At 37.1% G+C, this 23,559-nt stretch carries 24 protein-coding genes; 10 read left to right on the top strand and 14 right to left on the bottom strand.

Going from position 1 to position 23,559, the window contains the following annotated elements; translation table 11 throughout:
• Positions 1 to 39: 39 nt before the first annotated feature.
• A complete protein-coding gene (locus BLP77_RS12980; RefSeq protein WP_093857581.1) occupies positions 40 to 4,398 on the bottom strand; it encodes a S8 family peptidase in 4,359 nt (1,452 codons plus the stop codon).
• A gap of 503 nt (positions 4,399 to 4,901) precedes the next feature.
• On the opposite strand from BLP77_RS12980, the gene pcp reads away from it, so the two are divergent.
• The gene (gene pcp, locus BLP77_RS12975; protein WP_093857556.1) at positions 4,902 to 5,501 is read left to right on the top strand and encodes a pyroglutamyl-peptidase I; all 600 of its coding nucleotides are present in this window, start codon (positions 4,902 to 4,904) and stop codon (positions 5,499 to 5,501) included.
• A 35-nt stretch (positions 5,502 to 5,536) separates the two neighbouring features.
• On the opposite strand, the gene BLP77_RS12970 is transcribed toward pcp, so the two are convergent.
• Positions 5,537 to 6,094: a phosphatidylglycerophosphatase A family protein gene (locus tag BLP77_RS12970; protein ID WP_093857555.1), complete on the bottom strand. Its 558-nt coding sequence runs from the start codon at positions 6,092 to 6,094 to the stop codon at positions 5,537 to 5,539.
• Positions 6,095 to 6,253: 159 nt separating this feature from the next.
• Here BLP77_RS12970 and BLP77_RS12965 point away from each other — a divergent pair, with 159 nt between their 5' ends.
• The 4 genes from BLP77_RS12965 (at position 6,254) to BLP77_RS12950 (ending at position 8,879) form a co-directional block, all read left to right on the top strand.
• Complete coding sequence (locus BLP77_RS12965; protein WP_093857554.1) at positions 6,254 to 6,979, top strand: alpha/beta hydrolase; 726 nt, start codon at positions 6,254 to 6,256, stop codon at positions 6,977 to 6,979.
• Positions 6,980 to 7,169: 190 nt separating this feature from the next.
• Complete coding sequence (locus tag BLP77_RS12960; protein WP_093857553.1) at positions 7,170 to 7,688, top strand: YjcG family protein; 519 nt, start codon at positions 7,170 to 7,172, stop codon at positions 7,686 to 7,688.
• On the top strand, positions 7,663 to 8,115 hold the full coding sequence (locus BLP77_RS12955) for a GNAT family N-acetyltransferase (RefSeq protein WP_245686888.1): 453 nt from the start codon (positions 7,663 to 7,665) through the stop codon (positions 8,113 to 8,115). Before BLP77_RS12960 ends, BLP77_RS12955 begins: the two co-directional genes overlap by 26 nt.
• 89 nt (positions 8,116 to 8,204) lie before the next feature.
• A complete protein-coding gene (locus BLP77_RS12950; protein WP_245686887.1) occupies positions 8,205 to 8,879 on the top strand; it encodes a DUF421 domain-containing protein in 675 nt (224 codons plus the stop codon).
• Here BLP77_RS12950 and BLP77_RS12945 read toward each other — a convergent pair.
• From BLP77_RS12945 to BLP77_RS12935, 4 genes are all read right to left on the bottom strand, one after another.
• Complete coding sequence (locus BLP77_RS12945; RefSeq protein WP_093857551.1) at positions 8,876 to 9,784, bottom strand: MBL fold metallo-hydrolase; 909 nt, start codon at positions 9,782 to 9,784, stop codon at positions 8,876 to 8,878. The two genes, BLP77_RS12950 and BLP77_RS12945, sit on opposite strands and share 4 nt — an antisense overlap.
• A 29-nt stretch (positions 9,785 to 9,813) precedes the next feature.
• Entirely contained in the window at positions 9,814 to 10,083 is a 270-nt protein-coding gene (locus BLP77_RS12940) for a hypothetical protein (protein WP_093857550.1), read from the bottom strand.
• A gap of 81 nt (positions 10,084 to 10,164) precedes the next feature.
• A complete protein-coding gene (locus BLP77_RS15900) occupies positions 10,165 to 10,338 on the bottom strand; it encodes a hypothetical protein (protein WP_176753078.1) in 174 nt (57 codons plus the stop codon).
• A gap of 100 nt (positions 10,339 to 10,438) precedes the next feature.
• The gene (locus BLP77_RS12935; protein ID WP_093857549.1) at positions 10,439 to 10,672 is read right to left on the bottom strand and encodes a hypothetical protein; all 234 of its coding nucleotides are present in this window, start codon (positions 10,670 to 10,672) and stop codon (positions 10,439 to 10,441) included.
• A gap of 217 nt (positions 10,673 to 10,889) precedes the next feature.
• Here BLP77_RS12935 and BLP77_RS12930 point away from each other — a divergent pair, with 217 nt between their 5' ends.
• A complete protein-coding gene (locus BLP77_RS12930; RefSeq protein ID WP_093857548.1) occupies positions 10,890 to 11,342 on the top strand; it encodes a CotY/CotZ family spore coat protein in 453 nt (150 codons plus the stop codon).
• Between the two features lie 103 nt (positions 11,343 to 11,445).
• On the opposite strand, the gene BLP77_RS12925 is transcribed toward BLP77_RS12930, so the two are convergent.
• The 3 genes from BLP77_RS12925 to mgtE all read right to left on the bottom strand — a co-directional run bounded on the left by BLP77_RS12925 (position 11,446) and on the right by mgtE (position 14,346).
• Positions 11,446 to 11,820 (bottom strand): CotO family spore coat protein, encoded by a 375-nt coding sequence (locus tag BLP77_RS12925; protein ID WP_093857547.1) that lies wholly within the window; start codon positions 11,818 to 11,820, stop codon positions 11,446 to 11,448.
• Positions 11,821 to 12,092: 272 nt separating this feature from the next.
• Entirely contained in the window at positions 12,093 to 12,869 is a 777-nt protein-coding gene (fabI, locus tag BLP77_RS12920; protein WP_093857546.1) for an enoyl-ACP reductase FabI, read from the bottom strand.
• Positions 12,870 to 12,984: 115 nt separating this feature from the next.
• A complete protein-coding gene (mgtE, locus tag BLP77_RS12915; RefSeq protein ID WP_093857579.1) occupies positions 12,985 to 14,346 on the bottom strand; it encodes a magnesium transporter in 1,362 nt (453 codons plus the stop codon).
• A gap of 153 nt (positions 14,347 to 14,499) precedes the next feature.
• Between mgtE and BLP77_RS12910 the strand changes: the two genes are divergently transcribed.
• The gene (locus BLP77_RS12910; RefSeq protein ID WP_093857545.1) at positions 14,500 to 15,672 is read left to right on the top strand and encodes an FtsW/RodA/SpoVE family cell cycle protein; all 1,173 of its coding nucleotides are present in this window, start codon (positions 14,500 to 14,502) and stop codon (positions 15,670 to 15,672) included.
• Here the strand turns inward: BLP77_RS12910 and BLP77_RS12905 are convergent.
• The 3 genes from BLP77_RS12905 to yjbM are packed head-to-tail and all read right to left on the bottom strand — an operon-like array spanning position 15,669 to position 17,959.
• The gene (locus BLP77_RS12905; RefSeq protein ID WP_093857544.1) at positions 15,669 to 16,517 is read right to left on the bottom strand and encodes an RluA family pseudouridine synthase; all 849 of its coding nucleotides are present in this window, start codon (positions 16,515 to 16,517) and stop codon (positions 15,669 to 15,671) included. The genes BLP77_RS12910 and BLP77_RS12905 overlap by 4 nt on opposite strands.
• Before the next feature lie 4 nt (positions 16,518 to 16,521).
• The gene (locus BLP77_RS12900; protein ID WP_093857543.1) at positions 16,522 to 17,331 is read right to left on the bottom strand and encodes an NAD kinase; all 810 of its coding nucleotides are present in this window, start codon (positions 17,329 to 17,331) and stop codon (positions 16,522 to 16,524) included.
• Between the two features lie 13 nt (positions 17,332 to 17,344).
• A complete protein-coding gene (gene yjbM / locus BLP77_RS12895) occupies positions 17,345 to 17,959 on the bottom strand; it encodes a GTP diphosphokinase (RefSeq protein WP_093857542.1) in 615 nt (204 codons plus the stop codon).
• A gap of 136 nt (positions 17,960 to 18,095) precedes the next feature.
• Here yjbM and BLP77_RS12890 point away from each other — a divergent pair, with 136 nt between their 5' ends.
• The 3 genes from BLP77_RS12890 to BLP77_RS12880 all read left to right on the top strand — a co-directional run bounded on the left by BLP77_RS12890 (position 18,096) and on the right by BLP77_RS12880 (position 20,113).
• Complete coding sequence (locus BLP77_RS12890; protein ID WP_176753077.1) at positions 18,096 to 18,662, top strand: CYTH domain-containing protein; 567 nt, start codon at positions 18,096 to 18,098, stop codon at positions 18,660 to 18,662.
• Positions 18,663 to 18,811: 149 nt separating this feature from the next.
• Positions 18,812 to 19,195 (top strand): globin domain-containing protein, encoded by a 384-nt coding sequence (locus BLP77_RS12885; RefSeq protein ID WP_093857540.1) that lies wholly within the window; start codon positions 18,812 to 18,814, stop codon positions 19,193 to 19,195.
• Between the two features lie 27 nt (positions 19,196 to 19,222).
• Complete coding sequence (locus tag BLP77_RS12880; RefSeq protein ID WP_281180320.1) at positions 19,223 to 20,113, top strand: ClpXP adapter SpxH family protein; 891 nt, start codon at positions 19,223 to 19,225, stop codon at positions 20,111 to 20,113.
• 389 nt (positions 20,114 to 20,502) lie between these two features.
• Here the strand turns inward: BLP77_RS12880 and pepF are convergent, their stop codons facing one another.
• Complete coding sequence (gene pepF / locus BLP77_RS12875) at positions 20,503 to 22,311, bottom strand: oligoendopeptidase F (protein WP_093857539.1); 1,809 nt, start codon at positions 22,309 to 22,311, stop codon at positions 20,503 to 20,505.
• An 83-nt stretch (positions 22,312 to 22,394) separates the two neighbouring features.
• The gene (locus BLP77_RS12870; protein WP_093857538.1) at positions 22,395 to 23,549 is read right to left on the bottom strand and encodes a competence protein CoiA; all 1,155 of its coding nucleotides are present in this window, start codon (positions 23,547 to 23,549) and stop codon (positions 22,395 to 22,397) included.
• Positions 23,550 to 23,559: the final 10 nt, after the last annotated feature.

Genomic DNA, 23,559 nt, shown 5'->3' with positions numbered 1-23,559 from the left:
GAAGCATCTGCTTCTTCACCCTTCGTTTACCGGTAACAATTAGTTATTGCCAATGCCGTTTTCATTTTGGGCACCATGTCCCTGTCCATTATTGCTGCCTTTTCCTTGGCCATTACCATTGTTTCCGTTACCTTTGCCATTACCATTGCCGTTTCCATTACCTGGACCGTCATCTTCAACAACAGTAATTTTACCTTCAGCTTCGGCACGGGTTTCGTTACCAAATTCATCCACTGCTGTTACTTGAATGACGGCACCTTCAGCTTCTAAACCTAGTGGCGCTGTCCAGTAACCAACATAGTGGCCTTCTTCAGTTTCCATCATTGGTAACTCAGTCGCATTTTGAATATTATTTGTTAGAGGCATGAAGATGGAGAATGTAGCATCTAAATCAGCCTCACTGTCAAACTCAATCATGACCGTTTCACCTGCTTGTACCGTTTGATCTTCAGTTGGTAATAGGTTTTCAATAACAGGTGCTGTATAATCCGCTTCAACCGTTATACTTTGTGAAGTGGAGTTACCTGCAAGGTCAAATGCTGCAACATCGATGACATTTTCACCTTCATTTAGAATAATACGCTTAGAGTATTGACCATTTTCGACTGTAGCCGCCTGGCCATTAACCTCAACGTAATCTAAATGATCATCCGTAATTTCACCTTCAACTGTGACCGTTTCACGGTTTAACATGTCACCATCAGCAGGATTGTCAATGGTCAGTTCAGGTGCAGCCGTATCAAGTGTGACTGTGGTTTCTTCTGATTCACCAGCTTGTTCACCATTCACCATATTGATAGCTTTAAATACGTTTTCACCCTCTGATAATTCAACAGGAATGTTAAACGTACCATCGTCACCAATTTCTACAGCATCTACTTCTTCACCATTGTTTTGTAAAGAAACAGTTGTAGTTGGCGATGCCGTACCCTCTACGTTAACAGCTGCTTCATTCGTGATTAATCCATCAGAAGGTGACGTAATCGCTACATCTTCAACTGCATAATCTACGCGTGCTCTTATCATGTAGTTACCTTCATCTGCAGGTGATTGCGACCATGCACCACCTACAGATTGGAAACTTCTTTCAGCATATGGTCCATTTTCGTCAGTTGCTAGACCTGGGACATCAGGGTTAGCGTCTGTTTGGACGTAAACCATGTAGAAGTCACCATCAACTTGGATGCTGTGTTCGCGTAAATCAACGATAGTCCATTGACCTAAGTCACGAATCGCCTCAGCATCAATTGGTCCAGCGAGTTTTTCGCCTGGTAAACCATCAGAACCACTAGCATCCCAAACCTCAACTGCAAATTCAGTGCCGCCTGGAGTAGGCCAGTCCGTTCCGTGGAATTGGAACACACCATCCGTTACGATTGCTTGATCTTCACCTTCAGGCAATGACATTTTAACCGCCCATTTATTGCCTGCATCATAGAATGCACGAGCATTTTCGGCAGTGCCATCGTCGTAACCAATCTCTCCACCAGGATAAGTGAAGAATGGCTCTAATTCGATGTTAACTTCTTTGTCCTCGTCAAATGTTACTTCCATTTCCGTTCCATGGAATCCTTGAGCGAAGACTTTTAACGTATAAGTTCCTTCATAAGCTGTTAGGTTATAGTTACCATTAGCATCTGTTTCCACTGGCTCAACATTTGCATCTTCTACTAATAGAAGTGTTGCGCCTTCAATAGCGTTACCTGAGTTAGCACTTGTCACAGTACCGTTAATCGTTGCTTGAGGTAACTCCTCTAGCACGAAGTTTGCGGTTACTGTTTCGTCAGCTCCTAGGCTTACAGACTGTTCTTCAGAGCTGAAGCCATACGCATCCGCAACAAGTGTAAAGTCACCTGCAGGATGTACGAACGAATAGCTTCCATCTGCCGGGTTAGTAGCTACTGAACGTTCAGACTCTAGCACTCTTACTTCAGCATCAAGTGGTAGATTAGAAGTTTCGTTTTTAACAGCGGACGACGAATCATTTGAAACTTCCTCTTTAACCATTAGTGGTTGAATTTCAGATGGATCCACTCTTTCTGCATTTTTCTTAGTCATTGGCTTATCTTTTTCTGGAGATGCAATAAGATCTGTTGGCATGATTGATGCTCTAGAGATAGACGTATCTGATAAAGTAACATCATCAATATACCAACCAGTTCTTGTAACAATAGAGTCTGAGTCTAAATTGAATCCGATATATATGCGTTCACCTGCATATTCTGAAAGATCAACCTCTGTTGAATGCCATTCTTCATGTTCACCGGTGATTTCTAATAGGGAAGTCCAGTTCTCCATGTCTGTAGATACAAAGACATGTCCATAATCCCATCCATCTTCGATATTGTACCAATTATCGAACTGAAGGTATGATTCACCCTCTGGTAAGTCAATTGGTGGCATAACTAATGTTGAGTTTTCACTATTATTGTAATCACCGTCTAGGTTTGTCGCATAAACGTTTTCACCAGATACCGCCTCTTCTGGACCAGCAGTTGGAATACCACGATTCCAGCTAACTTCTTCTCCAAAAACAGTCCATCCAGTAGGTTCAGTTTCAAAATCATGTGAATATCCTACTGAAATACCTGATTCGACACTTACTGCATATTCTTCACTTGTCACTTCGTTATTCCCGAAGTCATTAACGGTGATAGAATATGTTAATTCTCCTTCAACGATATCTTCACCTGGAATCGTCGCAACATACTCTCCAGAACGGAAGTCACCAGAGGATCTCGTTGCCTCAATCGAACCTTCAACTCCATCTTCATTGACGTAGTCAACTGTTACTGATGTAACGCTAACATTGTCACTAGCTGAAATGTTTAAGTCTAAATCCATTCCAGAATAAACTTCATCAAAAGATTCGTGTTCAAAAGTAGGTGCTTCAGTATCGTCACCTTCCATAGTGACTTGCCCTTCAATCGTTCCAAGTCCGTCCATAACAGCAGACACGGCATTAGATGCATTGACTAATCCGTGACCGAAACCGTTATTTGGAGACTCAGGATAATCATCGTTAGTTAAAGGAGTGGCTGTATTAGTTAAAATTTCTTCAATATCATCAATTGAAAGGCTTGAATTAGCCTGTAATAATAAGGCTACTGTACCGGATACTGCCGGACCAGCCATTGATGTTCCATTCCATCCACCTTCATATCCGCCTCCAGGTACTGAAGAACGAATATTCACACCAGGTGCAGAAATTTCTGGTTTGATCTCATCGTATGGGGATGGACCTTCTAGTGAGAAACTAGCTAAGTTATTGTCACTATCAGTAGCACCTGTCGCAAACGATTCAGGATAGTTTGCAGGTACAGCTACTGATCCCGGACCACCTGGATTTGTTAGGCTTGTATTACCAGCAGAGAATTCAGGGAAAATTTCCGCTGCTCTCCAGTTAGTAACGACATCGCGATACCATTCATCTAAACCAGGACCGCCACCCCAAGAGTTGTTAACAACATCAGGGGCTTTCGTTACATCTCCACCTGGAGCAAGGATCCATTCACCCGCTGCTAAAATATCAGCGTCCGATCCACCACCACTTGCACTAAATGCTTTTGCAGCAATGAATTTAGCGCCTGGAGCAACACCAACCTGGTTAGATCCATCTGGTTCACTACCAACCATGGTTCCAGTTACGTGAGTTCCGTGACCTTGATCATCGTAAGCTTCTGATTGTCCATTAACAGCATCGAAGAAACTATACGTGTGGTCAACATCACCTGTTGCTGCATCATAACCTAGATACTTCTCTTGTAATGCTGGGTGATCCCACTCAGCACCAGTATCAATAGAAGCAACAACGATACCTGAACCATCAATGCCCATATTCCAAGCACCTGGAGCATCGATTTGTTCAATGTTCCATTCTACATTATTGATTTCGGACTCAATTTTTTCCGCATCTTTGTCAACCGTTACTTCATTAATTTGACGTGTTTCGTTTGGAAGTAACTTTTCTACCTCAGGAAAATTCGAAATCTTTTGAGCAACTTCTTTCGTTGCTGTTACAGCCATACCGTTAACGATATGATAGGAACGAAAATCATCAACGGATCCTTTCTCCATTTGTTCATTCAAAAATTCCTTCACATTAGCCTGAGAAGAAATGGCTGTATACTTTAACTCAGAGATAACTGCTGAACGTTTGGCATGTTCAACGTTACTTGAGGATAAACTTGCTTTCTGCTCAGCTTTATTAGCTGCCGCTTTGACATCTGCTTTTTCACTAAATTTAACTAAGAACTTAACCTTATCATCATTCTTGAACTCTTCACTTAAACGATCACTGATTTTGGATTCAGAGATGCGATTAAGGTCTTTAAAAGAATCATGTAGGCTAGTAGAATCTGCGAAGGTTAAACTTGGTGTTAGAATAGCCATTACCATCGAAAAAGAGATGACAATACTTAACCATCTACTCAATTAAATTCCTCCTCCCAAATTTTAAAAACATAGGCTTATTCTACAGATGAGGGGATACTACTTTCCCTCCTTTCTATTAATTTTTTTCGTGTAGAATCTTGGTTGTTAGTGTTAATATAATAGATAGTGGCCCTCAGTTTATGTCACGTCATGTCGAAATAAATTCTGAATATTCCAAATTGATAGAATAGTATCATAGGCGTTTACTAGACATATGATAGATTTACTATAATCCTTTACTTTGCCAAATCATTCCATGGTAAGAAATAACCGTAAATCACAATTTATCCATTATTCATAATAAAAAATGAAAAGAAAGAACTATCTAATATTAAAAGAAAATTATTATTGTGACCTAAGACAGTAAAATAAACCTTCTATCATTACATTTTTTGGAATGATATTAGATGTTTCATACCGTTTACTTAATAAGCACGATTTATATACAAAATAAGGAGTGTTCCGTTTTGAAAAAAATATTATTAACTGGATTTGAACCATTCTTATCTTTTAAAACCAATCCGACGATGGAAATCGCTCATAACTTGAACAAAAATACGGTGAATGATTATGAGATTGTTAGTCGTATTTTAACGGTTGATTTTAGCAAATCAGGAAAGCAAATGATTGAGGCTATTGACGAAGTTGAGCCTGACGTTGTCGTCGCCTTAGGTTTAGCAGGGGATCGGAAACATATGACACCAGAAAGGATTGCGATCAATTGTAATGATGGCCCGGAAGATAATGAAGGGCATAAACCAAATGGAGAGAAAATTATTGAGGATGGACCTGATGGCTATTTTTCTACTTTACCGATAAAAGACATTGTAGAAAATATTAAAAGCCATGGACTGCCAGCCTCAATCTCGAATACAGCGGGAACATATTTATGTAATAATGTCATGTATCATGCGTTACATCACAGTGAAACAAATGGTTATAACTACCGCGCAGGATTTATTCATATGCCACCTTCGCATGACATTGCCTTAAAGCAACCGCAGCTATCTAGCTGGTCGCAGGATGACCTTGAACAAGCTGTTTGGCTCGCTTTAGAAAAATTATAAAAAGCTACGGCAATTTAAATAGCCGTAGCGACTGATTACAATCGATCTTCCTCATCCCTAATATCCAGGTCTCGGTCTGTCATACCATCTTGTCGATCACGTTCCCGGTGGGCTAATCGACTAGATGCATTAGCCGCTATACTCCCAATAATATCATCTAAAAATGTATGACAGCGAAGACCGTTTTTTGTATCTAATTTTTCAATGATACCGATCTTTTGTTTATCTAAATGGCCATAAGTAGTCACCGCAATACTTCCATAACCTAAGGCAGCTCCCAAGGCGATTGTTTCATCCACACCAAAAAGCCCTTCATCTTGGGCAATTAAGGATTGTAATGGTTCTGAAAGCATGTTCATTTCTGCTAACACATCTAATTCCACGCCGACCAAAATAGCGTGTTGTATTTCACGTTTTTCTAAAACTTTATCTACACTTTCAATGCATTCTTCCATCGTTAATGATTGATGATAAGGACTTTGCATCATGTAAACAATCTCTGCAATATCTCTATTCGTAACACCACGTTCAGTAAGACGGCGACGTGCAGCATTTTCTACTTCATGACTTTGTATATGTGAATCAACTGTCATAATGTGTTCCTCCTTTGAATTTATTATATCATTTAGTTTTCATAAAATTCAAAATCCGCTTCAGTATATAACATTAGCCAAACCCTGTAATTGTGATAAAATAATAATATATTATAAAATTACTAGATATCGTTTACCTAAAATATGGAGGTTTTGAACGTGGCACGTAAGGGAACAATGATAGACAAAGTCATCGACAGTCAATATCTAAATGAAACACTTACCGTCAAAATATTTAGACCAGAAAATTATTCATCATTATATAAATATCATATTTGTATCATGCAGGATGGAAATGATTATTTTCAACTAGGACGAATCGCAACATTAAGTGATCGACTTCACGAAAAAGATGAGATTGAAAATACAATTTTTGCTGGGATACATTATAAAGACCGTTATGATCGTTGGGATAAATACCATCCAGGTGGCGAAAATAATGAAGCATATGTCAAATTTTTGTGTTATGAAGTTCTACCATTACTAGATGAGGAGCTACCAAGCTATCATGTTGGTTCTAGTCGAGTCCTAATGGGAGATTCCTTAGGTGGAACAGTAGCTCTCATGACAGCTTTAAAATATCCAAATAACTTTGGAAAAATCATTATGCAGTCACCTTATGTGGATGATACTGTAATCGCTGCCGTCAAAAACTCAGACGCGATTAAAAATATGACGATCTATCATACGATTGGACTAGAAGAAACTGAGGTACCAACCACTAAAGGCACTCAGGATGACTTTCTCTCACCCAACCGAGCTTTACAAGAAATATTGAAAGAAAAGGTCGAGCATTATACCTATAAGGAATTAGAAGGAAAACATACATGGAAACAGTGGCAAAAAGATTTGCCTGAAGCGATTAAAGTAATTTTCGGAAAATAAGCATTTTTTCTGACGAAATACGATATTATTTTTTGTTATAATGTTAATTAACCTATATTTTAATGAGCTAAAATAGCCATTCATTAAAGGGCTAAATAATCTAATTTGGAAAACAATTGAATTTTTCTTATAATAAAAATTAGATTGATATGTGACGTGCAAGAATGAATAGATTATAGGAGGAATAAATATGAAAAATTTAAAATATGGCATTGCTATATTTCCATCAAAAGAAATTCAAGATGTAGCCAACTCTTATCGCAAGAGATATGACCCAAACTACAAGAATATTCCGCCTCATATTACATTAAAAGAGCGTTTTAAGGTAAACACTGATGAAATCGATCAATTAGCTAAAGAGCTAAACAAAATAGCTGCGGACATGGAGCCTTTTGAGATTGAGATTCATAAAGTAAGCTCTTTTAGTCCAGTTACAAATACCGTTTATTTAAAGGTTGCTCCTAATGAAAGTTTAACTTACCTTAATGAAAAAATGCATCAAGGTATTTTCCCAAGTGAACAGCAATATGCATTTGTTCCGCATATTACAATTAGTCAAGACCTTTCAGAGGACGAGCATTCAGATGTTTACGGAAGTATGAAAATGTTGACATTTGATCTTAAGGATACTGTTGATCGCTTCCAATTATTATATCAACTTGAAGATGGGACGTGGACCGTCTATGAAACCTTCAAATTCGGTCAATAAGATGAATATTATTAAAGTTGATCATGACAAACAATTGGAAGATGCCTATTCAGTTAGACAAACAGTATTCATTAAGGAACAAAACGTTCCACCTGATATAGAGTTAGATGAACATGATCAAACGGCAGTCCATTTTGTTGGATATAACGGGGATCAACCCATAGCGGCTAGCCGTTTACGTCTTGTAGATGATTATGGAAAGCTTGAACGAATTTGTGTATTAAAAGAAGAGCGAGGAAAGCAATACGGAGTTCAAATCATTCATCATATGGAGAGCTACTTAAGCGAACAAGGTTTCAAAAAATCAAAACTAAATGCTCAAAAACATGCTGAAGATTTTTATAAAAAAATAGGATATAAGACAATTTCCGGTGAATTTATGGATGCTGGAATTCCACATGTCACAATGGTTAAAGAATTAAGCTGACTCATGAGTAGTCAGCTTTTTTGTATTTAAAATAGCTTAATTGTCCATAATGAATAAAAGGTACAGTTGCAATAAGGATGGTGACACAAGTGGAATTAGTACGACTTTTGATAGAAAGTATAGTTGGTTTTGTAGCACTGTTCGTTTTAACTAAATTCTTAGGTAAATCACAAATCACACAAATTACAGCCTTTGATTTCATCGCAGCACTTGTATTAGGAGAATTGGTCGGTAATGCATTATTTGACCCTCAAGCGGGTGTTACGATGATTCTATTTGCAGTTACAATATGGGGTATATTGATATACATTACAGAGATGCTAACACAGAAATTTCGTAGGACACGCTCCTTACTTGAAGGTAAGCCGTCCATCGTCATTCGAAGAGGGCAAATTCAGCGAGATGTGATGAAGGAAAATAAGTTAGATATGAACCAACTCATGCACCTACTCAGGGATAAAGGTGTTTTCTCTATCCAGGAAGTGGATTATGCCATTTTCGAAACCAATGGCACGGTTAACGTCATGAAAAAATATATTTATCAGAACCCGACAAATGAATTTTTCAATGCCACACCTCAGGAGACGGTTTTACCGATTGCGATCATTTCTGATGGAGAATTACAGCAGGAGAATTTAAAGGAAATAGAATGGGATAAACAACACGTATTCGATGAACTCGATCAACAAGGCTTAAAATTAGATGAAGTCATGTATGCTGAATATAATAAAAATGAGAAAGGGTTGTATGTGTTACCATACTAATCCCCTTTCTCCCCTTTTATTTTAAACATCCAACGATAATGCTGGATGTAGTGTTCTATTTTCTCCTGATTAATGAGTGCTGTTAAATAAGCTGTCACGGCTGTCCGAAATAATAAAAAAATGGACAATTGGTCAACTTTAACATTCATGTCTTGACATAATCTAGCGACGATTTCTTCATGTGAAATCATGTTTGCTTTTTCAATTGTATAGTATACATTATGAAGTAAATTTTCGTGGTATTCTATATTTTTATTTATAGTTTCTTGATAATTTTCCTCATACTTTCCATGCCCTGGTACGGCACCACTATAAGTTAGATTCTTTAGTTTATATAAACTATGAATCGTTTTCTCCACACTCGTAATATAAGGAATTTTGTGTTTGAGTAGTTCATCTTGGCCAAAATAACTATCTGCTGCATAAAGCGTATTATTAATCGCAACAGCCATTTGCTGATAACTATGACCAGGTGTTTCAATAAATTCGAGACTGAATGGATCAATATTTGTTGGACCTTCATCGACCAATATATCGACTTCTACCGGCGGGCCTTCTAGAAATTTATTTCGTAGTTCATCAATCGGATCATTTCCCCCAAATAAATAGGTGGGTTCTAGAATTGGGTACTGTAGAATAGCCGATTCAAAACGTGGGGCAATCACTTTAACATCATATTGTTGCTTAAGATATGACGCACCGCCATAGTGATCCGAATGGGCATGTGTGATGATGAGATGCGTGATGGGAAGGTCTTTGTCTTCTAATTGGCGTACGACTTTTCGGATAGCTGACTTATCAATACCAGCATCAATGAGTAGCCCTTGACTACCTTCATGAACATATCCTACATTGACTGAGCTCTTAAACAAATAATTCGTGTCGTTTAATTGCTGCATTTTCATTTTAACGAAACTCCTTTACGATATCTTCTTTAGATAGTTTCGCTAAAATATCTTCCTTTTCCTGTTATGTTAGCCATTTGATTTGAATGGTTATGAATAAACTTAGATTCAGTGGTTGAATGAATATGTTGATTAGACTCTTTATATTTTTGATCTAGATCTTTTGGCTGTTTCAATCGTTCTTTTAATTCAGCACGAAAAATTGGATTTAATGCTAATTCATGTTTTGTAGTCTTTGAGATATGACGATGCTGATATTGAGCGTATTGATGGAAATTAACCGGGAGAATATATCCCATCTCATTCAAACCTCCTCTTATAGTGGAAATACCCTTTATCTATTAAAGTATTCGTCAATAGTAAATAAAATGAGGCTGTTTTTATTCTGATTCGAACCTTTTACCTATCTTCTCCATCCATTCATTGAGTCTTTCTTCATCCTTTATAAGCATTTCATCCCATTCCTGTTGTCTTTTTTGTTCTTCAGAGAATCTTTTCTCTGGTGCTTTACCAATCTCCTGCAAAATTTTTTCTAAATCATTAAGCCATTTCATCCCTAACTCCCTCTCTTCTTTAAACCTTTAACAACTTTAAACATTCTTAAAGTGAAAATAAAAAAGAACCCGTAACGCGCGTACGAGTCCTTATACGTCCTTAAATCCAAAAGAATGGAGGTCTTCTATCCCTCTCTTCTTCCTCTTTATGTTCATCATCATCGTGTTCATCCCGCTCTGTAACTTCCTCTTCCTCAACTTCCATTCTTTCATCTCTACGAGGACGAGGTCCCCAAAAGAATGGATCTGCCTGACGCTCAGGTCGTTCAAAAACAACATGATCCGCTTTAATGACTAAGTCCTTAACATGGATCTCTTTTTTCCTCTCTGACACCTCACTCACTCTCCTTCCAAGTGATTATACGATAATAGTATATTCAACTAATTCGTTTCAGCATGGTCAAATGACCCAAGTGCATAAAGTTTTGCTGACTCTTATACAATTATCCTTTAGAAAAATCTTAAACACCGTCACCTGCCCACACCCAACCGAGTTATATGCATAGATTATTAGCGTAAGAAAGGTCATATGACTAGAAAGGAGAATGTCAATGTCTTGTCGCGGAAAAGATAATACAGAGAATTGTGTATGTGATATTCTACGTCAAATCGTGGAGGCACAGAATGACATCGTTGATGATGATTGCTGCGATATAAGCTGTGAGCAATCAATTCAAGATTTAATGGGGGATACTACATCTCCTACCAATTTAGATACAGTACCAGTATTACTATACTGTGACTGTAAACCATTTAAAGGCTTTGGAGTCCGTAATGATCAAAACCGTACTGTCCTAGGATCCTTTTATTTCCGTGTTAAAAGTGTCGATGATGATTGCTGTGCAGTATTAGAATTGTTACGCGACCCAGCTTGCACTCGTCAAAACCCTTCAGACCCTACTGAACAAAAAACAGCAAACCTAAGAACGACAGGAATTTGCATTAACGTTGATCTTAAATGCTTTTGCCACGTTACGTGCTTACCGGCAACAGATGCTCTATAAAATGATACGAAAAGCTTCCGCTGACAGGCGGAAGCTTTTATTTAGCACTTATAGGACAAGCTATAACAAAAAAATAGCAGATAAGCTCTGATACTTACCTGCATTAAAACCCGATTAATTGTATATCTAATAGCGAATCTCGGTTGATGGTTCTTCGGTGCGGTATTTCATTTACTCTGACATTTATTTGATCTCCTTCAACTCCTTCAATCGTACCTGTAAAGGAGCCGCCCTTTGTCATGAGCTTGCACTTTAATTTTGGTAATGTTTCAGGCATATCTAATAAATACTCGATTCGCTGATCAACTGTTAACGACTGGAATCTACTATTACTAGTGGAATTGTCCTCGACTTCTTTTATATTTTCATTTTCGTCACGATTTGCGCTATAAAAGGTTGACTGACTATTAACTTCTGGGAGCGGTTCTTTATGTTGCTCAATATATAGTAAAGGTGGTTTTGTTTGGTGATCCTCCATTAGCCCATTCTCCTTCCTTATAACTTCTAAATCATTTTATGCACAAACACCTATATTCGTGCTCTGAAGCGTATTAAGATAAAGTTTTATTGGGGTATTCGCAGAAGTTATTAGGGTATTCCCTTAAAATATCTGGGTTTTTTCAAAGTTTATTGGGGTATTTGAAGAATTTATTGGGGTTTTCAAAAATTTTATTGGGGTAAGTTTGGTATATTATTTGGATATCTTTTGAATTCATTTAAAAAGGACTCGCGCAAATGCGAGTCCATCATTTAATACCCTAAAATATTGTAACCTGAGTCAACGTGGATGATTTCACCTGTAATACCGCGTGATAAATCACTCATTAAGAAGTAAGCGGCATCTCCGACTTCTTCTTTATTAACGGGTTTGCGTAATGGTGCGCGCTCTTCAATTTCCTTAAGAATAGCGTTGAAATCGCCAACACCTTTAGCTGAAACTGTACGAATCGGACCAGCTGAGATTGCATTAACACGTACACCATATTTTCCTAAATCATTCGCTAAGTAACGCATGGTTGCATCTAAGCTAGCTTTGGCAACACCCATCACGTTATAGTTTTCAACAACACGTTCACCGCCTAAGTAGGTTAGCGTTAAAATGCTTCCACCCTCAGTCATTAAGTCTTTAGCGGCACGAGCGATCGCTGCTAAAGAAAAGGCACTGATATCGTGAGCTAATGCGAATCCGTCTCTTGATGTATTTAGAAATTCACCTTTCAATTCTTCGCGTTTTGCAAAAGCGATACAATGGGCTAAACCATGAATCACTCCAACTTCATTTTTAATGTTTTCAAACGTTTGATTGATAGCATCATCATCTGTTACATCACATTCGTAAAATAAGGAATCGTCACGATCAAGTGTCGCTGCTAAATCACGAACTGGTTTTTCAAAACGTTCATTAGCATAGGTGAAAACTAACCGTGCACCAGCATTGTGTAGAGCTTGGGAAATACCCCACGCAATACTACGTTTATTCGCAACTCCCATCACAACGTATGTACGGCCTTCTAAAGAAAAATTCATTTATTTCGCCTCCATTGGACATTTTTATGATTTAATATTAGTACCTAGTCCTATTTTATATAAAAAAATAGAAATACTCAATCAATATTTAAAAATTGAATTGAGTATTTTATCTTTAGGTTAAATATTCCATAAACATCGTGGCGGTTCCAAAGTATATAATGATCGAAATAATATCGTTAATGGTGGTAATAAATGGTCCGCTCGCAACAGCTGGGTCAATATTTAATTTATGCATGAGTAGAGGTAAAAAAGCCCCTGCAATCGTTGCAATGATTAAAGAAATCATAATCGAAAATCCAACAACTAAACCAAGGAAAATATCTTGTTTCCACACTAGGATAATGAGCACAATCGTAGCGCCACAAATGAGTCCTGTTATAAAACCGGTAAATAGCTCACGTTTTAATCGTTTTAAAAACCCTTCACTTAACGCATCGCCAGTGGCAATACTACGAACCGTAACCGCGAGTGCCTGTGTTCCTGTATTACCTGCCATCCCGGCAATTAATGGGATAAACACAGCTAATATGGCTACCTGCTCTAAGGTACTCTCAAATTGACCAATTAAACTAGCGGTAATCATTCCTAAAAATAATAATATAATAAGCCATGGTAGGCGTTTTTTAACTGCATCAATCGCACTCAAATTATTACGGTCCATATCGGACACACCAGCTAACTTGGAGTAGTCATCACTTGCCTCTTCGTCCATAACATCTAAAATGTCATCAACCGTAATAATCCCTAATAACCGATTCTTAAAATCGACAACTGGTAAGGCTAAAAAATCATAGTCCCGCATCAGTTTAGCAATTAATTCCTGGTCATCTCCAACCGATGCATAAACGACGTGCTCACTCATAATATCACTAACAACCCATTCTTCCTCAGAAACAATTAAATCACGAAGCGAAATAACACCGACTAAACGTCTTAAGTCATCAATGACAAAAACATAATAAATTGTCTCGGCATCAGGAGCCTTGTGGCGCAAATGGTTCATCGCTTCTCTTATCGTCATTTTTTGATTGACAACAACGTATTCGGTTGTCATGATACTACCGGCCGTTTTTTCTTCATAATGAAGCAAATCCTTAATTTCTTTTGCTTCATCTTTATCCATTAAAGTTAAATAACTTGCAATCTGCTCATGATCCAACTTGTTCATAATATCGACCGCATCATCTGTTGGAAGTTCATCAAAAACATGTGCCGCATAGGTTGGATTCATCTCAGTCATGATAATTCCAACCTCAACCAAATCAAAATTCTCGATAATTTCAGCCATTTCTTCAGGTGATAAGTAAGTATAGATTTGAGTCCGTGCATCTTCAGATAATTCTTTAAAAATACTCGTCTGATCATATGGATGAAGCTCCAAAAACTCAGATCTGAATTGATCAATGGAATCTTCCGCTAATGCTGAATAAATATTTTTGATTGAATTTTGGTACTCCATACTGTTATTTTGCATTTCCATGACGATGCCCTCCTCTACAGACGAATACGTTTATATTTTATAACTAAATAATTATCATTCACAACCCTTTATCCTATTTCAAAATGACGAAAATTGGCGTATGATTAAATATAGAGTAGATAAGAGATTTAAAAGGGAGATTATTCAATGGACAATCAAAAGCAAAAACAACGACTAGATACTTTTTTAGTGACGACCATTTTCCTATTAGTCGCTATCAGTATTTATACATTATATACATTAGATCAGCACTACGAGAAAGTATATGACGGTTATTATTTAGACCAAATAAAATGGTTTGTCGTTAGCTCAATTGGTGTAGCAACGATCATGTTTATAGATTTCGATCGTTATCGTAAATTCGCGTGGCCATTATATATTCTCGGAATTTTCATGCTAGCTGGACTACACTTTTTACCTTGGGGATATGAGAATAACGGTGCCTTGCGTTGGTATCAGTTTGGCTCAACTACGTTACAGCCTTCAGAATTCGTTAAAGTGTTTCTAGTTGTGGCCTTAGCGCATGTGATTACGAGTCATAACGAAAAATGGCAATCTAAGGATTTAAACTACGATCTCGTATTACTAGGTAAAATTCTTGGTTTATCTTTACCTGTTTTCGTTTTAATCGCGATTCAGCCTGATATCGGTTCATCCTTAGTCATTGCATCAATTGCTGCCTTTCTCATAATTATATCTGGGATTCGTTGGCGAACTGTTATCACTTTATTTGGTTCAGTATTCGTTATCATCGCAACTCTTGTGATCATTTACTTTGCTAATCCTGATGGGGTTATTGAATTTATTGAGGACACCCCATTTGATCACGTAGCCGATCGAATTCAGGCTTGGGATAATCCACACCTTTACCAGGACAGTTCAGCCATGCAGGCCATTAAATCGATGATGGCGATTGGTTCCGGTCAGTTATCTGGTAAAGGGTCGATGCAATATCAAGTATGGATCCCTGAACGCCACACTGACATGATTTTTACAGCTATTGCTGAACAGTTTGGATTTGTCGGTTCAAGTGTTATTATTGTTCTCTTTTTCTTAATGATTTATCGCATCATTCAAATTGCCTTAGAATGTAAGGAACCGTTTGGTACCTATTTATGTGTTGGAATCGTTGGTATGTTTACGTATCAAATATTCCAAAATATCGGTATGTCGATTCAACTCCTACCGTTAACCGGATTGCCATTACCGTTTTTAAGCTATGGTGGTACTTCGTTACTAGTTTATATGGCTGCGATTGGATTAGTGTTAAACGTCCGATCACGTCAAAAAACGTTTATGTTCGAATCCAATGATGACTAAACATACTTGCGTATAACTTCTGGATATGAAGCCACACAGTGTATCATTTGATTATAGATGGGATGTTTTAATGAAATCGAGCGACAATGTAAGGCTTGCCCATCTAAATTTGAATCATCTTCACCATATAAATCATCACCAATAAGCGGAAAACCAAGATGTGAAAAATGAACGCGAATTTGGTGAGTACGACCAGTTTCTAGCCAAACTTTTAACAGCGAGTTGTTGCGCATTTCATTTAATACTTGATAATGCGTAATGGCTCGCTTTCCCTGTTGGTCAACTTTTCGTTTAATAATCGACGGTAAATCACGTGTAATGGGTAAATCAATCGTTCCTTCCTTTTCTTTAACATTCCCTTTTACAACCGCTCGATATTCCCGGTATATTTTATTTTTAGCTAATAATTGATGCGCATAGCGATGCTTAGCAATGACAACCAAGCCAGAAGTATATTTATCAAGTCTTGTTACAATATGAACCGTATAAGGGATATTACGCTTTTTATAGTAATAGGTAATGCCATTGGCTAACGTTACTGTATCATTCATATTCGGTGAAACAGCTAAGCCTCTTGGTTTACTTATAACTAGTAAATGATCATCCTCATAGACGATCCATAATGGTATTTCAACAGGTTCTATCTTATTGTCTTCAGCTGGCAACCGAATTTGAAGTGTATTACCTGTATTTAACCTATAGCGTACGGTTACCGGTTGATCATTGACATGTATGGCACCATTCTGCTTCGTCTCTTTTAATAATCGATTAGAAAAAGCCCGATCGTGTAGTAAATAATCACGAACGAGCTTTCCACTTTCAGTACGTTTGATGCTCCATTTCATCGACCTACAGCTCCGATCTTGAATCCGAAATAAATGAATCGTGTACCCGTTTCCAAAAAGGGAATGGACGAAAACGTGCAAACCGTACCTTATTTTCTGCGACACGGCATTGAATACTATGAACATTGTTGAAAGACATAGAAAGATGATCAATCGTAATTAAGAAACTGCGCTCATTTTTAGGGCGCAAGACAACCGTATGGTGCTTTGGAAAAATTAATGGAGATCCAACCGTTCTGAAGACCCGATTATTAATCGAAGCCATCTCAGTAATTTGAAAAGCCTCTAGCGACGGGTGAATAATCGCACCACCTAATGCTTTATTGTAAGCTGTGGAACCGGATGGAGTAGAAATACATAACCCATCCCCACGGAATGTTTCGAAATGTTCACCTTTAATTTCAACGTCTAATACGACTGAACCCTCTGCTGTTTTGACAGATGACTCGTTTAAAGCTAGATACATATGTTCTTTATCATAATCATTCGGACGAATCGTAATTTCTAATAATGGATACTCAACAACCTGAAAAGGCGTACGAGCAATCTCAATAATCAGCTTTTCTAACTCTTTCGGCATCCAATCGGCATAAAAACCGAGATGCCCTGTATGTACACCGATAAAGGATGTTTTATCAAGTTGGTTGTAATACTTATGGAAGGCTTCTAATAAGGTCCCATCCCCTCCAACCGAAATACATAAATCTGGCTCGTCATCATTATATTCCATTTTGAATTGTGATAAGTAACTCATTAATTTTGATTTTATTTCTTTAGAAGCTTGATCTCCACGACATTGAACCGCAAACTTCATATGCATGACCCCTTTAGTCTTTTTTTCGTCTGAATATTTCTTGTGCATCACGTATTTCTTGTCGAATCTTAGACATCTCCTCATCTAATCTAAAAGCAGCTTCTGATGCACTTTTTAATCTTTGCTTAATATCTTTTGGTATTTGACCTGAATATTTATAATTTAACGTGTGTTCATTGATTGCCCAAAAATTCATCGCAAGCGTTCGAATTTGGATTTCAGCTAAAAGCCTTTTCTCACCGTAAATGGTTTCAACCGGATAATGGATAATCACATGAAAAGAACGATAGCCACTTTCTTTATTTTTTTCAATATAATCTTTTTCTTCAACTATAGTAAAGTCTTTTCTTAATCTTAACATGTCGACAACATCATATATATCCTCAACAAAAGGACAAACTACTCTTAATCCGGCAATATCTTGAACTTCCTCTTCAACATTTGACATGGCGATTTCTCTTCTTTTTGCCTTGTCTAAAATACTTGAAATTGGTTTTACCCGACCGGTCACAAATTCAATTGGAGAATGGCGTGACTCATAATCGAATTGTTTGCGCATGCCTTTAAGTTTAATCTTGAGCTCGTCTACTGCTTGAGTGTATGGTGCTAAAAATATTTCCCAGTTCATTGCCGTTCCCCTCACTTTCAACTACTTGCTAACTTGCAACATTATTGTATCACAAATTTGGAAGACATAACCTTTGAAACCCATTGCTGTATACTTCATAATGAATGAAAAGAAGTTGATGCCGGAGGAAAAAGTTATGAACGAAATAGAGATCGAATTTAAAAATTTATTATCGAAGCAGCAATACAATCAACTCAAACACCACTGGTTTAACCATCAGCAACCTATTCGTCAAACCAACTATTACTTTGAAACAGATGACTTTCAGTTAAAACAACACGATGCAGCCTTACGAATTAGAGAAAAAAATCATAACTATATAGCAACTCTTAAACAACCACATGAAGATGGGCTTTTAGAAACACATGATGCTTTAACCCATGAGGAAGCTTATAAGTGGTTTCATGACAATGTCCAAATTAAAGAAAATATTTTAACACACTTGAAACAAATGAAAATCGATGTCAACCAAATCCATTTTAAAGGTTCCTTAACCACTCACCGATTAGAAAAAAGGGTCAATGATTTTAACGTTGTTCTAGACTACAGTGAGTACCATCATACGGAAGATTATGAATTAGAGGTTGAAGCCCCATCATATCAACAAGGAAAGACATTTTTTAAAGAATTGCTTGAGCGTTATAACATCCAACCACAACCGACAAAAAATAAGATACAACGCTTTTTTGAATCCCTCTCCTAAGTCATATAATTTGCGACAAGCCTTAAGCGTTGCTACAATATATAAGTAAATTAACGGATAACCTTTTTCAACATAATTGAGATAAAAAGTTATACTATTTATGTTTATATTCTATACTAATGCACTCATAGGAAAGGAATTGCTGTCATATGGCTTATCAACAAGGTAATATCTACGAATCTATCGGCGGTGCAGAAGCAGTTGATCGACTCGTTGAAGCTTTTTATAAGAGAGTCGGGAAACATCCAGACCTTATTCCAATATTTCCAGACGATCTAACCGAAACAGCACGTAAACAGAAGCAATTTTTAACCCAATTCTTCGGTGGACCGCCATTATATATTCAAGAGCACGGCCATCCGATGTTACGTGCAAGACACATGCCATTTCCAATTACACCAACTCGCCGGAATGCCTGGTTAGAATGTATGGCAGGGGCGTTAGAAGAAGCTGAGATAGAAGAACCTTATAAAACTTCCATTTATGAAAGATTAACAATGACAGCCAACCATATGATGAATACTGAAGAATAAAGATAATCAGGGAAAGGGGAAATCGATGTGGGGAACTTAACATCAGAAGTCATGAACAATCTAGCATCGAATGATAATTCCCAAGCTGAATTTTGTCATTTAGTCGATAAACCACTTGAAATATATGTTTTCGTTGACCCGCTTTGTCCCGAATGCTGGTCGTTAGAACCTTATATTAAAAAATTAGCCATTGAGTATGGATGCTATTTTAAATTACGCACCATTGTATCTACTAATCTCACAAACCTTAATATCAAACCTAATAGACAGTCAAAGAAACTCGCCCAATATTGGGAAAAAACTGCCTCTAGAACGGGAATGAGCTGTGATGGTGACCTGTGGCATGAGAATCCCGTTTATTCTCCTTCAATCCCTGTATTAGCGGTAAAGGCAGCAGAGTTACAAGGGCAACGGCTAGGGTCTAAATTTTTTAGAAAACTACAAGAAAGCCTATTTTTAAATAAGAAAGATATAACAAAAGAAGACATATTGCTAGATATTGCTGAAAAAGTCAATTTGGATATGACGGAGTTTAAAAAGGATTTACATTCAGAAACAGCTAGACGCGCATTAAAATGTGATTGGAATTTAACATGTGAGATGGAAGTAGAACAATTACCGACCGTTGTGTTATTCAATCGTAACCATGACCGGGATGGATTGAGAGTCTCAGGACTTTATCAATATCATATTTATGTGCGTGCGCTACTCGAAGTCATGGAACAAAAAGTTTATCCATCTTCTAAACCAAGTCTTGAAGATTTTTTATCACACTTCGAATTTGTCGCAACGAAGGAAGTAGCTGTTGTATTTGACTGGACGATGGATAAGGCAGAAAAAGAATTAAAAAAACTTGTCTTAAAACAAAAAGTTAAACCTGTTCCCGTTAAATACGGCACGTTTTGGATGTATATTTAATATAGAAGGTGAAACAGGCGGTTCGTAACCGCTTGTTTTTTTATTTACGTTGGAAATTTGCAAGTATATTAATATTAGGCATCAATCCCCTCCATCTTCAGAATACGTTATTTATTCAATTATCATGTTAACCATTATTTTTTCATATATTATTTTAAGATCGTTGATTGATTGGGGGAATGATTATGCTTTACTTCCTGTTTTGGGTCATAATCATTTTAGGCGTGTTTCTGTTAAACTTATTTGGCATGATGAATATTGTTCCTAAATATATCTCCATACCCATTCTTTTCTTAACCTTTTTCCTGTTTTTCTATATGATTTTCCAAAAACACTCATATAAACGAATAAAATAAAGCACTGAGAACATCATTCTCAGTGCTTTTACTTTACTCATCTAATAACTGTTCGAATTTGTTTAGTTTGTCTTCAAATACATCTAATGCTGCTAAAATGGGTTCCTTCGTTGTCATATCAACGCCTGCTTTTTTCAAGACGTCAATTGGATCTTCACTGTTGCCTGCTTTGAGGTAGTTTTTATAACGTTCAACCGCCGGCTCGCCTTCTTCAAGGATTTTATTGGCTAACGCAGTTGCTGCAGAATATCCCGTAGCATACTGATAGACATAATAACCCATATAAAAGTGAGGGATACGTGCCCACTCTAAGCCGATTACATCGTCAACGACAATGTTGTCTCCAAAGTATTTTTTATTGAGATCATAATAAATTGATGTTAGTTTATCAGCTGTTAAAGCTTCACCGTTCTGATCTCGTTTATGGATTTCATGCTCAAATTCTGCGAACATCGTCTGACGATAAACGGTTGCACGAAAGCCTTCAAGGAAGTTATTTAGTAAGTATAGCTTTTTCTTTTTATCATCAAGTGTATTAAGCATGTAATCGTTTAATAAGGCTTCATTAGCAGTTGAAGCGACTTCAGCAACAAAAATTGAATAATCACCGTAGCGTGGTTCCTGATTGCTTCGTGTATAGTAACTGTGCAAGGAATGACCTAATTCATGAGCTAACGTGAACATGTTATCCACGTTGTCTTGCCAGTTCATTAATATATACGGATTTGTTAAATAACTTCCAGATGAATAAGCGCCACTGCGTTTACCTTTTGTTTCTAACCAATCAATCCAGCGATTTTCATACGCCTTTTGAACAATACTCGTGTATTCCTCACCTAATGGCGCTAAGCCTTTAACAACATGTTCTTTCGCTTCATCAATTGTTATATCGATTTTTTCATCCACTAAAGGTGCATAAATATCATACATGTGAAGCTCATCAACATTGAGAACTTTTTTCTTTAAATCCATATAACGATGTAAAATCGGTAGTCGTTCATTAACTGCCTCAACTAAGTTGTCATAAACCTTTTCCGGGATGTTGTTTTGATCTAATGCTGCTTCACGAGCTGAACTATAATGTTTTGCATTTGCAAAGAAATTATCCTTTTTTACCTGACCTGTCAATGTCGCCGCAAATGTATTACGATATTGACCAAACGTATCATACATCGCATTAAACGCATTTTCACGTACGGAACGATCCTTTGAATCTAAAAATTCACGATAACGTCCGTGCGACAATTGTACATCTTCACCGTTTTCATCCTTAATTGTTGGAAATTCGATATCCGCATTGTTTAACATGTTAAAAGCATTAGATGGGGCTGATGTCACTTCGGAAACTTGTGCTAATAAAGCCTCCTCTTTTTCGCTTAAAACATGGGGACGCGATTTCATAATATCTCGTAATGTTTTTTCATAATGTTTCAAGTCATCGTTTTGTTTTAAAAAGGCTTCAAGTTCTTCATCTGTCATCGCTAATATTTCCGGAGTAATAAAACTAAACGCACTCATAATTTGAGTTGCTAAGCTATAAGCGCGAGCATTTTGATCTTGATATTTACTATTAGCTGTATCTTGATCTGATCGCATATGTGCATAGACGAATAACTTTTCAAAACGAATACGTAATTCATCTTCAATTTTAAAAACTTCTACTAAATTTTCTGGAGCTTGTGCAATTTTGCCTTTATAATCTTGAATTTTTGGAAACTCAGATTTTAATGCATCAAACTCCTGCTCCCAAGCTTCGTCACTTGGAAAAATGGCTTCTAAATCCCAGGTTAATTCCTTAGGTACTTCCTCTCTTGTTTTTAAAGCTGTTCCATTTTCAGTCACTTATGTAACCTCCTCAAAAATTTTCTTACAATTATCTATTTTATAAAAAAACAATACATCTGTAAAAGATATGAAATCGTCGCCTAAAACTTCAATAATTTTTCTAACAATAATTGATCCTCTTTTAAAGCTTCATCTAAAGTATTCGGGAAATATACCTCTTTTACCTTCTTAAATGTTGAATATCCTAATTGTTCTAGGTATCCAATCTTAACTAGTAGCTTTAAATAATCGTAAGCTGGATGAAGAAACTCACCCGGATAAATGGAATCAATGTGATGATAAAAATATTTTTGACTAATACGCCTTATTTCATGCCAAGTGATTTTTGAATAAATCGGTGTTTGATGGATATAAAGCATGACTTGGGTTTGCCAAATATAGTGAGGAGTCAAGTAGCGATGTGCATTTTTAACTGGTAAATGAACACATGAAGGTAGGGACTGTGGATGCAGATGTAAATAATAAAGCTCCTTTAAATAGGCTTCATCATACTTAGATACGAAGCGCCGACTGCTAGATCTAAAATACTTTTTTTCAATATACCACTTTTTAAAAAGAATGGATTGGGGTAAGGGACGGTGTTGAAACAAGTCCTTCCATTTCAAACGGTTTAAAGCGTCATGATGGAGTTGTGCGATGGCCTTTGATTTATGCGTGTATATATCGCTGGCTATGGAAAAGCGTGCTTTCATAGAATCATAGAAAAATAGCTTAGTCTGTTTGATTTTAGGTAGATACATGACACTCGTTCGTAGTGTGGTATTCCATTTAATCATGGCATGTTTTGATGGATAATAACGATCACCAAAGATCCAAATTGGAAAGATATTTTTAGAGGCTATTCCTAATGTTCGTTTCATTAATTCTTCGTGTGAAATAGGAGAACATTGATATTCTATCGCGGCATATTTTCGATTCAATTTGATTAAAATATCAATTCTCTGTTGGATTGAGGGAAGAGAGTGTTCTAATTTTGCCTGAATCCCTTGCTTTCTGAGCCAATGGTAGAGATCAAGCTTACCTTTTAGGTGTGCCTCTCCCTCCCCTTTTTGAGAAGAACAGTTTGAGTGAGTGACATGGGCAAAATGAGGTATGGTTACAGCGCCAGCTTTTAAGATGACTTCACATTGACATTCCGGACAATAGAGAGGTTGTTGGCGTATAATCTCAAGCTGAACCGGAGATTTATTATAGGCAACCATTTCCTCCCCTTTGTCATTGATAGCTTTTAACAATAGGCATCAT

It is taken from the genome of Tenuibacillus multivorans, assembly GCF_900103915.1.
Lineage (GTDB): Bacteria > Bacillota > Bacilli > Bacillales > Alkalibacillaceae > Tenuibacillus > Tenuibacillus multivorans.
This window is presented reverse-complemented; position numbering and strand designations above follow the sequence as displayed.

Bases quoted from the DNA above. Each gene is read 5' to 3' on its own strand.
- BLP77_RS12980 (WP_093857581.1), bottom strand. From the start codon at position 4,398: ATGGTAATGGCTATTCTAACACCAAGTTTAACCTTCGCAGATTCTACT.
- BLP77_RS12970 (WP_093857555.1), bottom strand. From the start codon at position 6,094: ATGACAGTTGATTCACATATACAAAGTCATGAAGTAGAAAATGCTGCA.
- BLP77_RS12960 (WP_093857553.1), top strand. From the start codon at position 7,170: ATGAAAAATTTAAAATATGGCATTGCTATATTTCCATCAAAAGAAATT.
- BLP77_RS12955 (WP_245686888.1), top strand. From the start codon at position 7,663: ATGAAACCTTCAAATTCGGTCAATAAGATGAATATTATTAAAGTTGAT.
- BLP77_RS12945 (WP_093857551.1), bottom strand. From the start codon at position 9,784: ATGAAAATGCAGCAATTAAACGACACGAATTATTTGTTTAAGAGCTCA.
- BLP77_RS12940 (WP_093857550.1), bottom strand. From the start codon at position 10,083: ATGGGATATATTCTCCCGGTTAATTTCCATCAATACGCTCAATATCAG.
- BLP77_RS15900 (WP_176753078.1), bottom strand. From the start codon at position 10,338: ATGAAATGGCTTAATGATTTAGAAAAAATTTTGCAGGAGATTGGTAAA.
- BLP77_RS12930 (WP_093857548.1), top strand. From the start codon at position 10,890: ATGTCTTGTCGCGGAAAAGATAATACAGAGAATTGTGTATGTGATATT.
- BLP77_RS12925 (WP_093857547.1), bottom strand. From the start codon at position 11,820: ATGGAGGATCACCAAACAAAACCACCTTTACTATATATTGAGCAACAT.
- fabI (WP_093857546.1), bottom strand. From the start codon at position 12,869: ATGAATTTTTCTTTAGAAGGCCGTACATACGTTGTGATGGGAGTTGCG.
- mgtE (WP_093857579.1), bottom strand. From the start codon at position 14,346: ATGCAAAATAACAGTATGGAGTACCAAAATTCAATCAAAAATATTTAT.
- BLP77_RS12910 (WP_093857545.1), top strand. From the start codon at position 14,500: ATGGACAATCAAAAGCAAAAACAACGACTAGATACTTTTTTAGTGACG.
- BLP77_RS12905 (WP_093857544.1), bottom strand. From the start codon at position 16,517: ATGAAATGGAGCATCAAACGTACTGAAAGTGGAAAGCTCGTTCGTGAT.
- BLP77_RS12900 (WP_093857543.1), bottom strand. From the start codon at position 17,331: ATGAAGTTTGCGGTTCAATGTCGTGGAGATCAAGCTTCTAAAGAAATA.
- yjbM (WP_093857542.1), bottom strand. From the start codon at position 17,959: ATGAACTGGGAAATATTTTTAGCACCATACACTCAAGCAGTAGACGAG.
- BLP77_RS12890 (WP_176753077.1), top strand. From the start codon at position 18,096: ATGAACGAAATAGAGATCGAATTTAAAAATTTATTATCGAAGCAGCAA.
- BLP77_RS12885 (WP_093857540.1), top strand. From the start codon at position 18,812: ATGGCTTATCAACAAGGTAATATCTACGAATCTATCGGCGGTGCAGAA.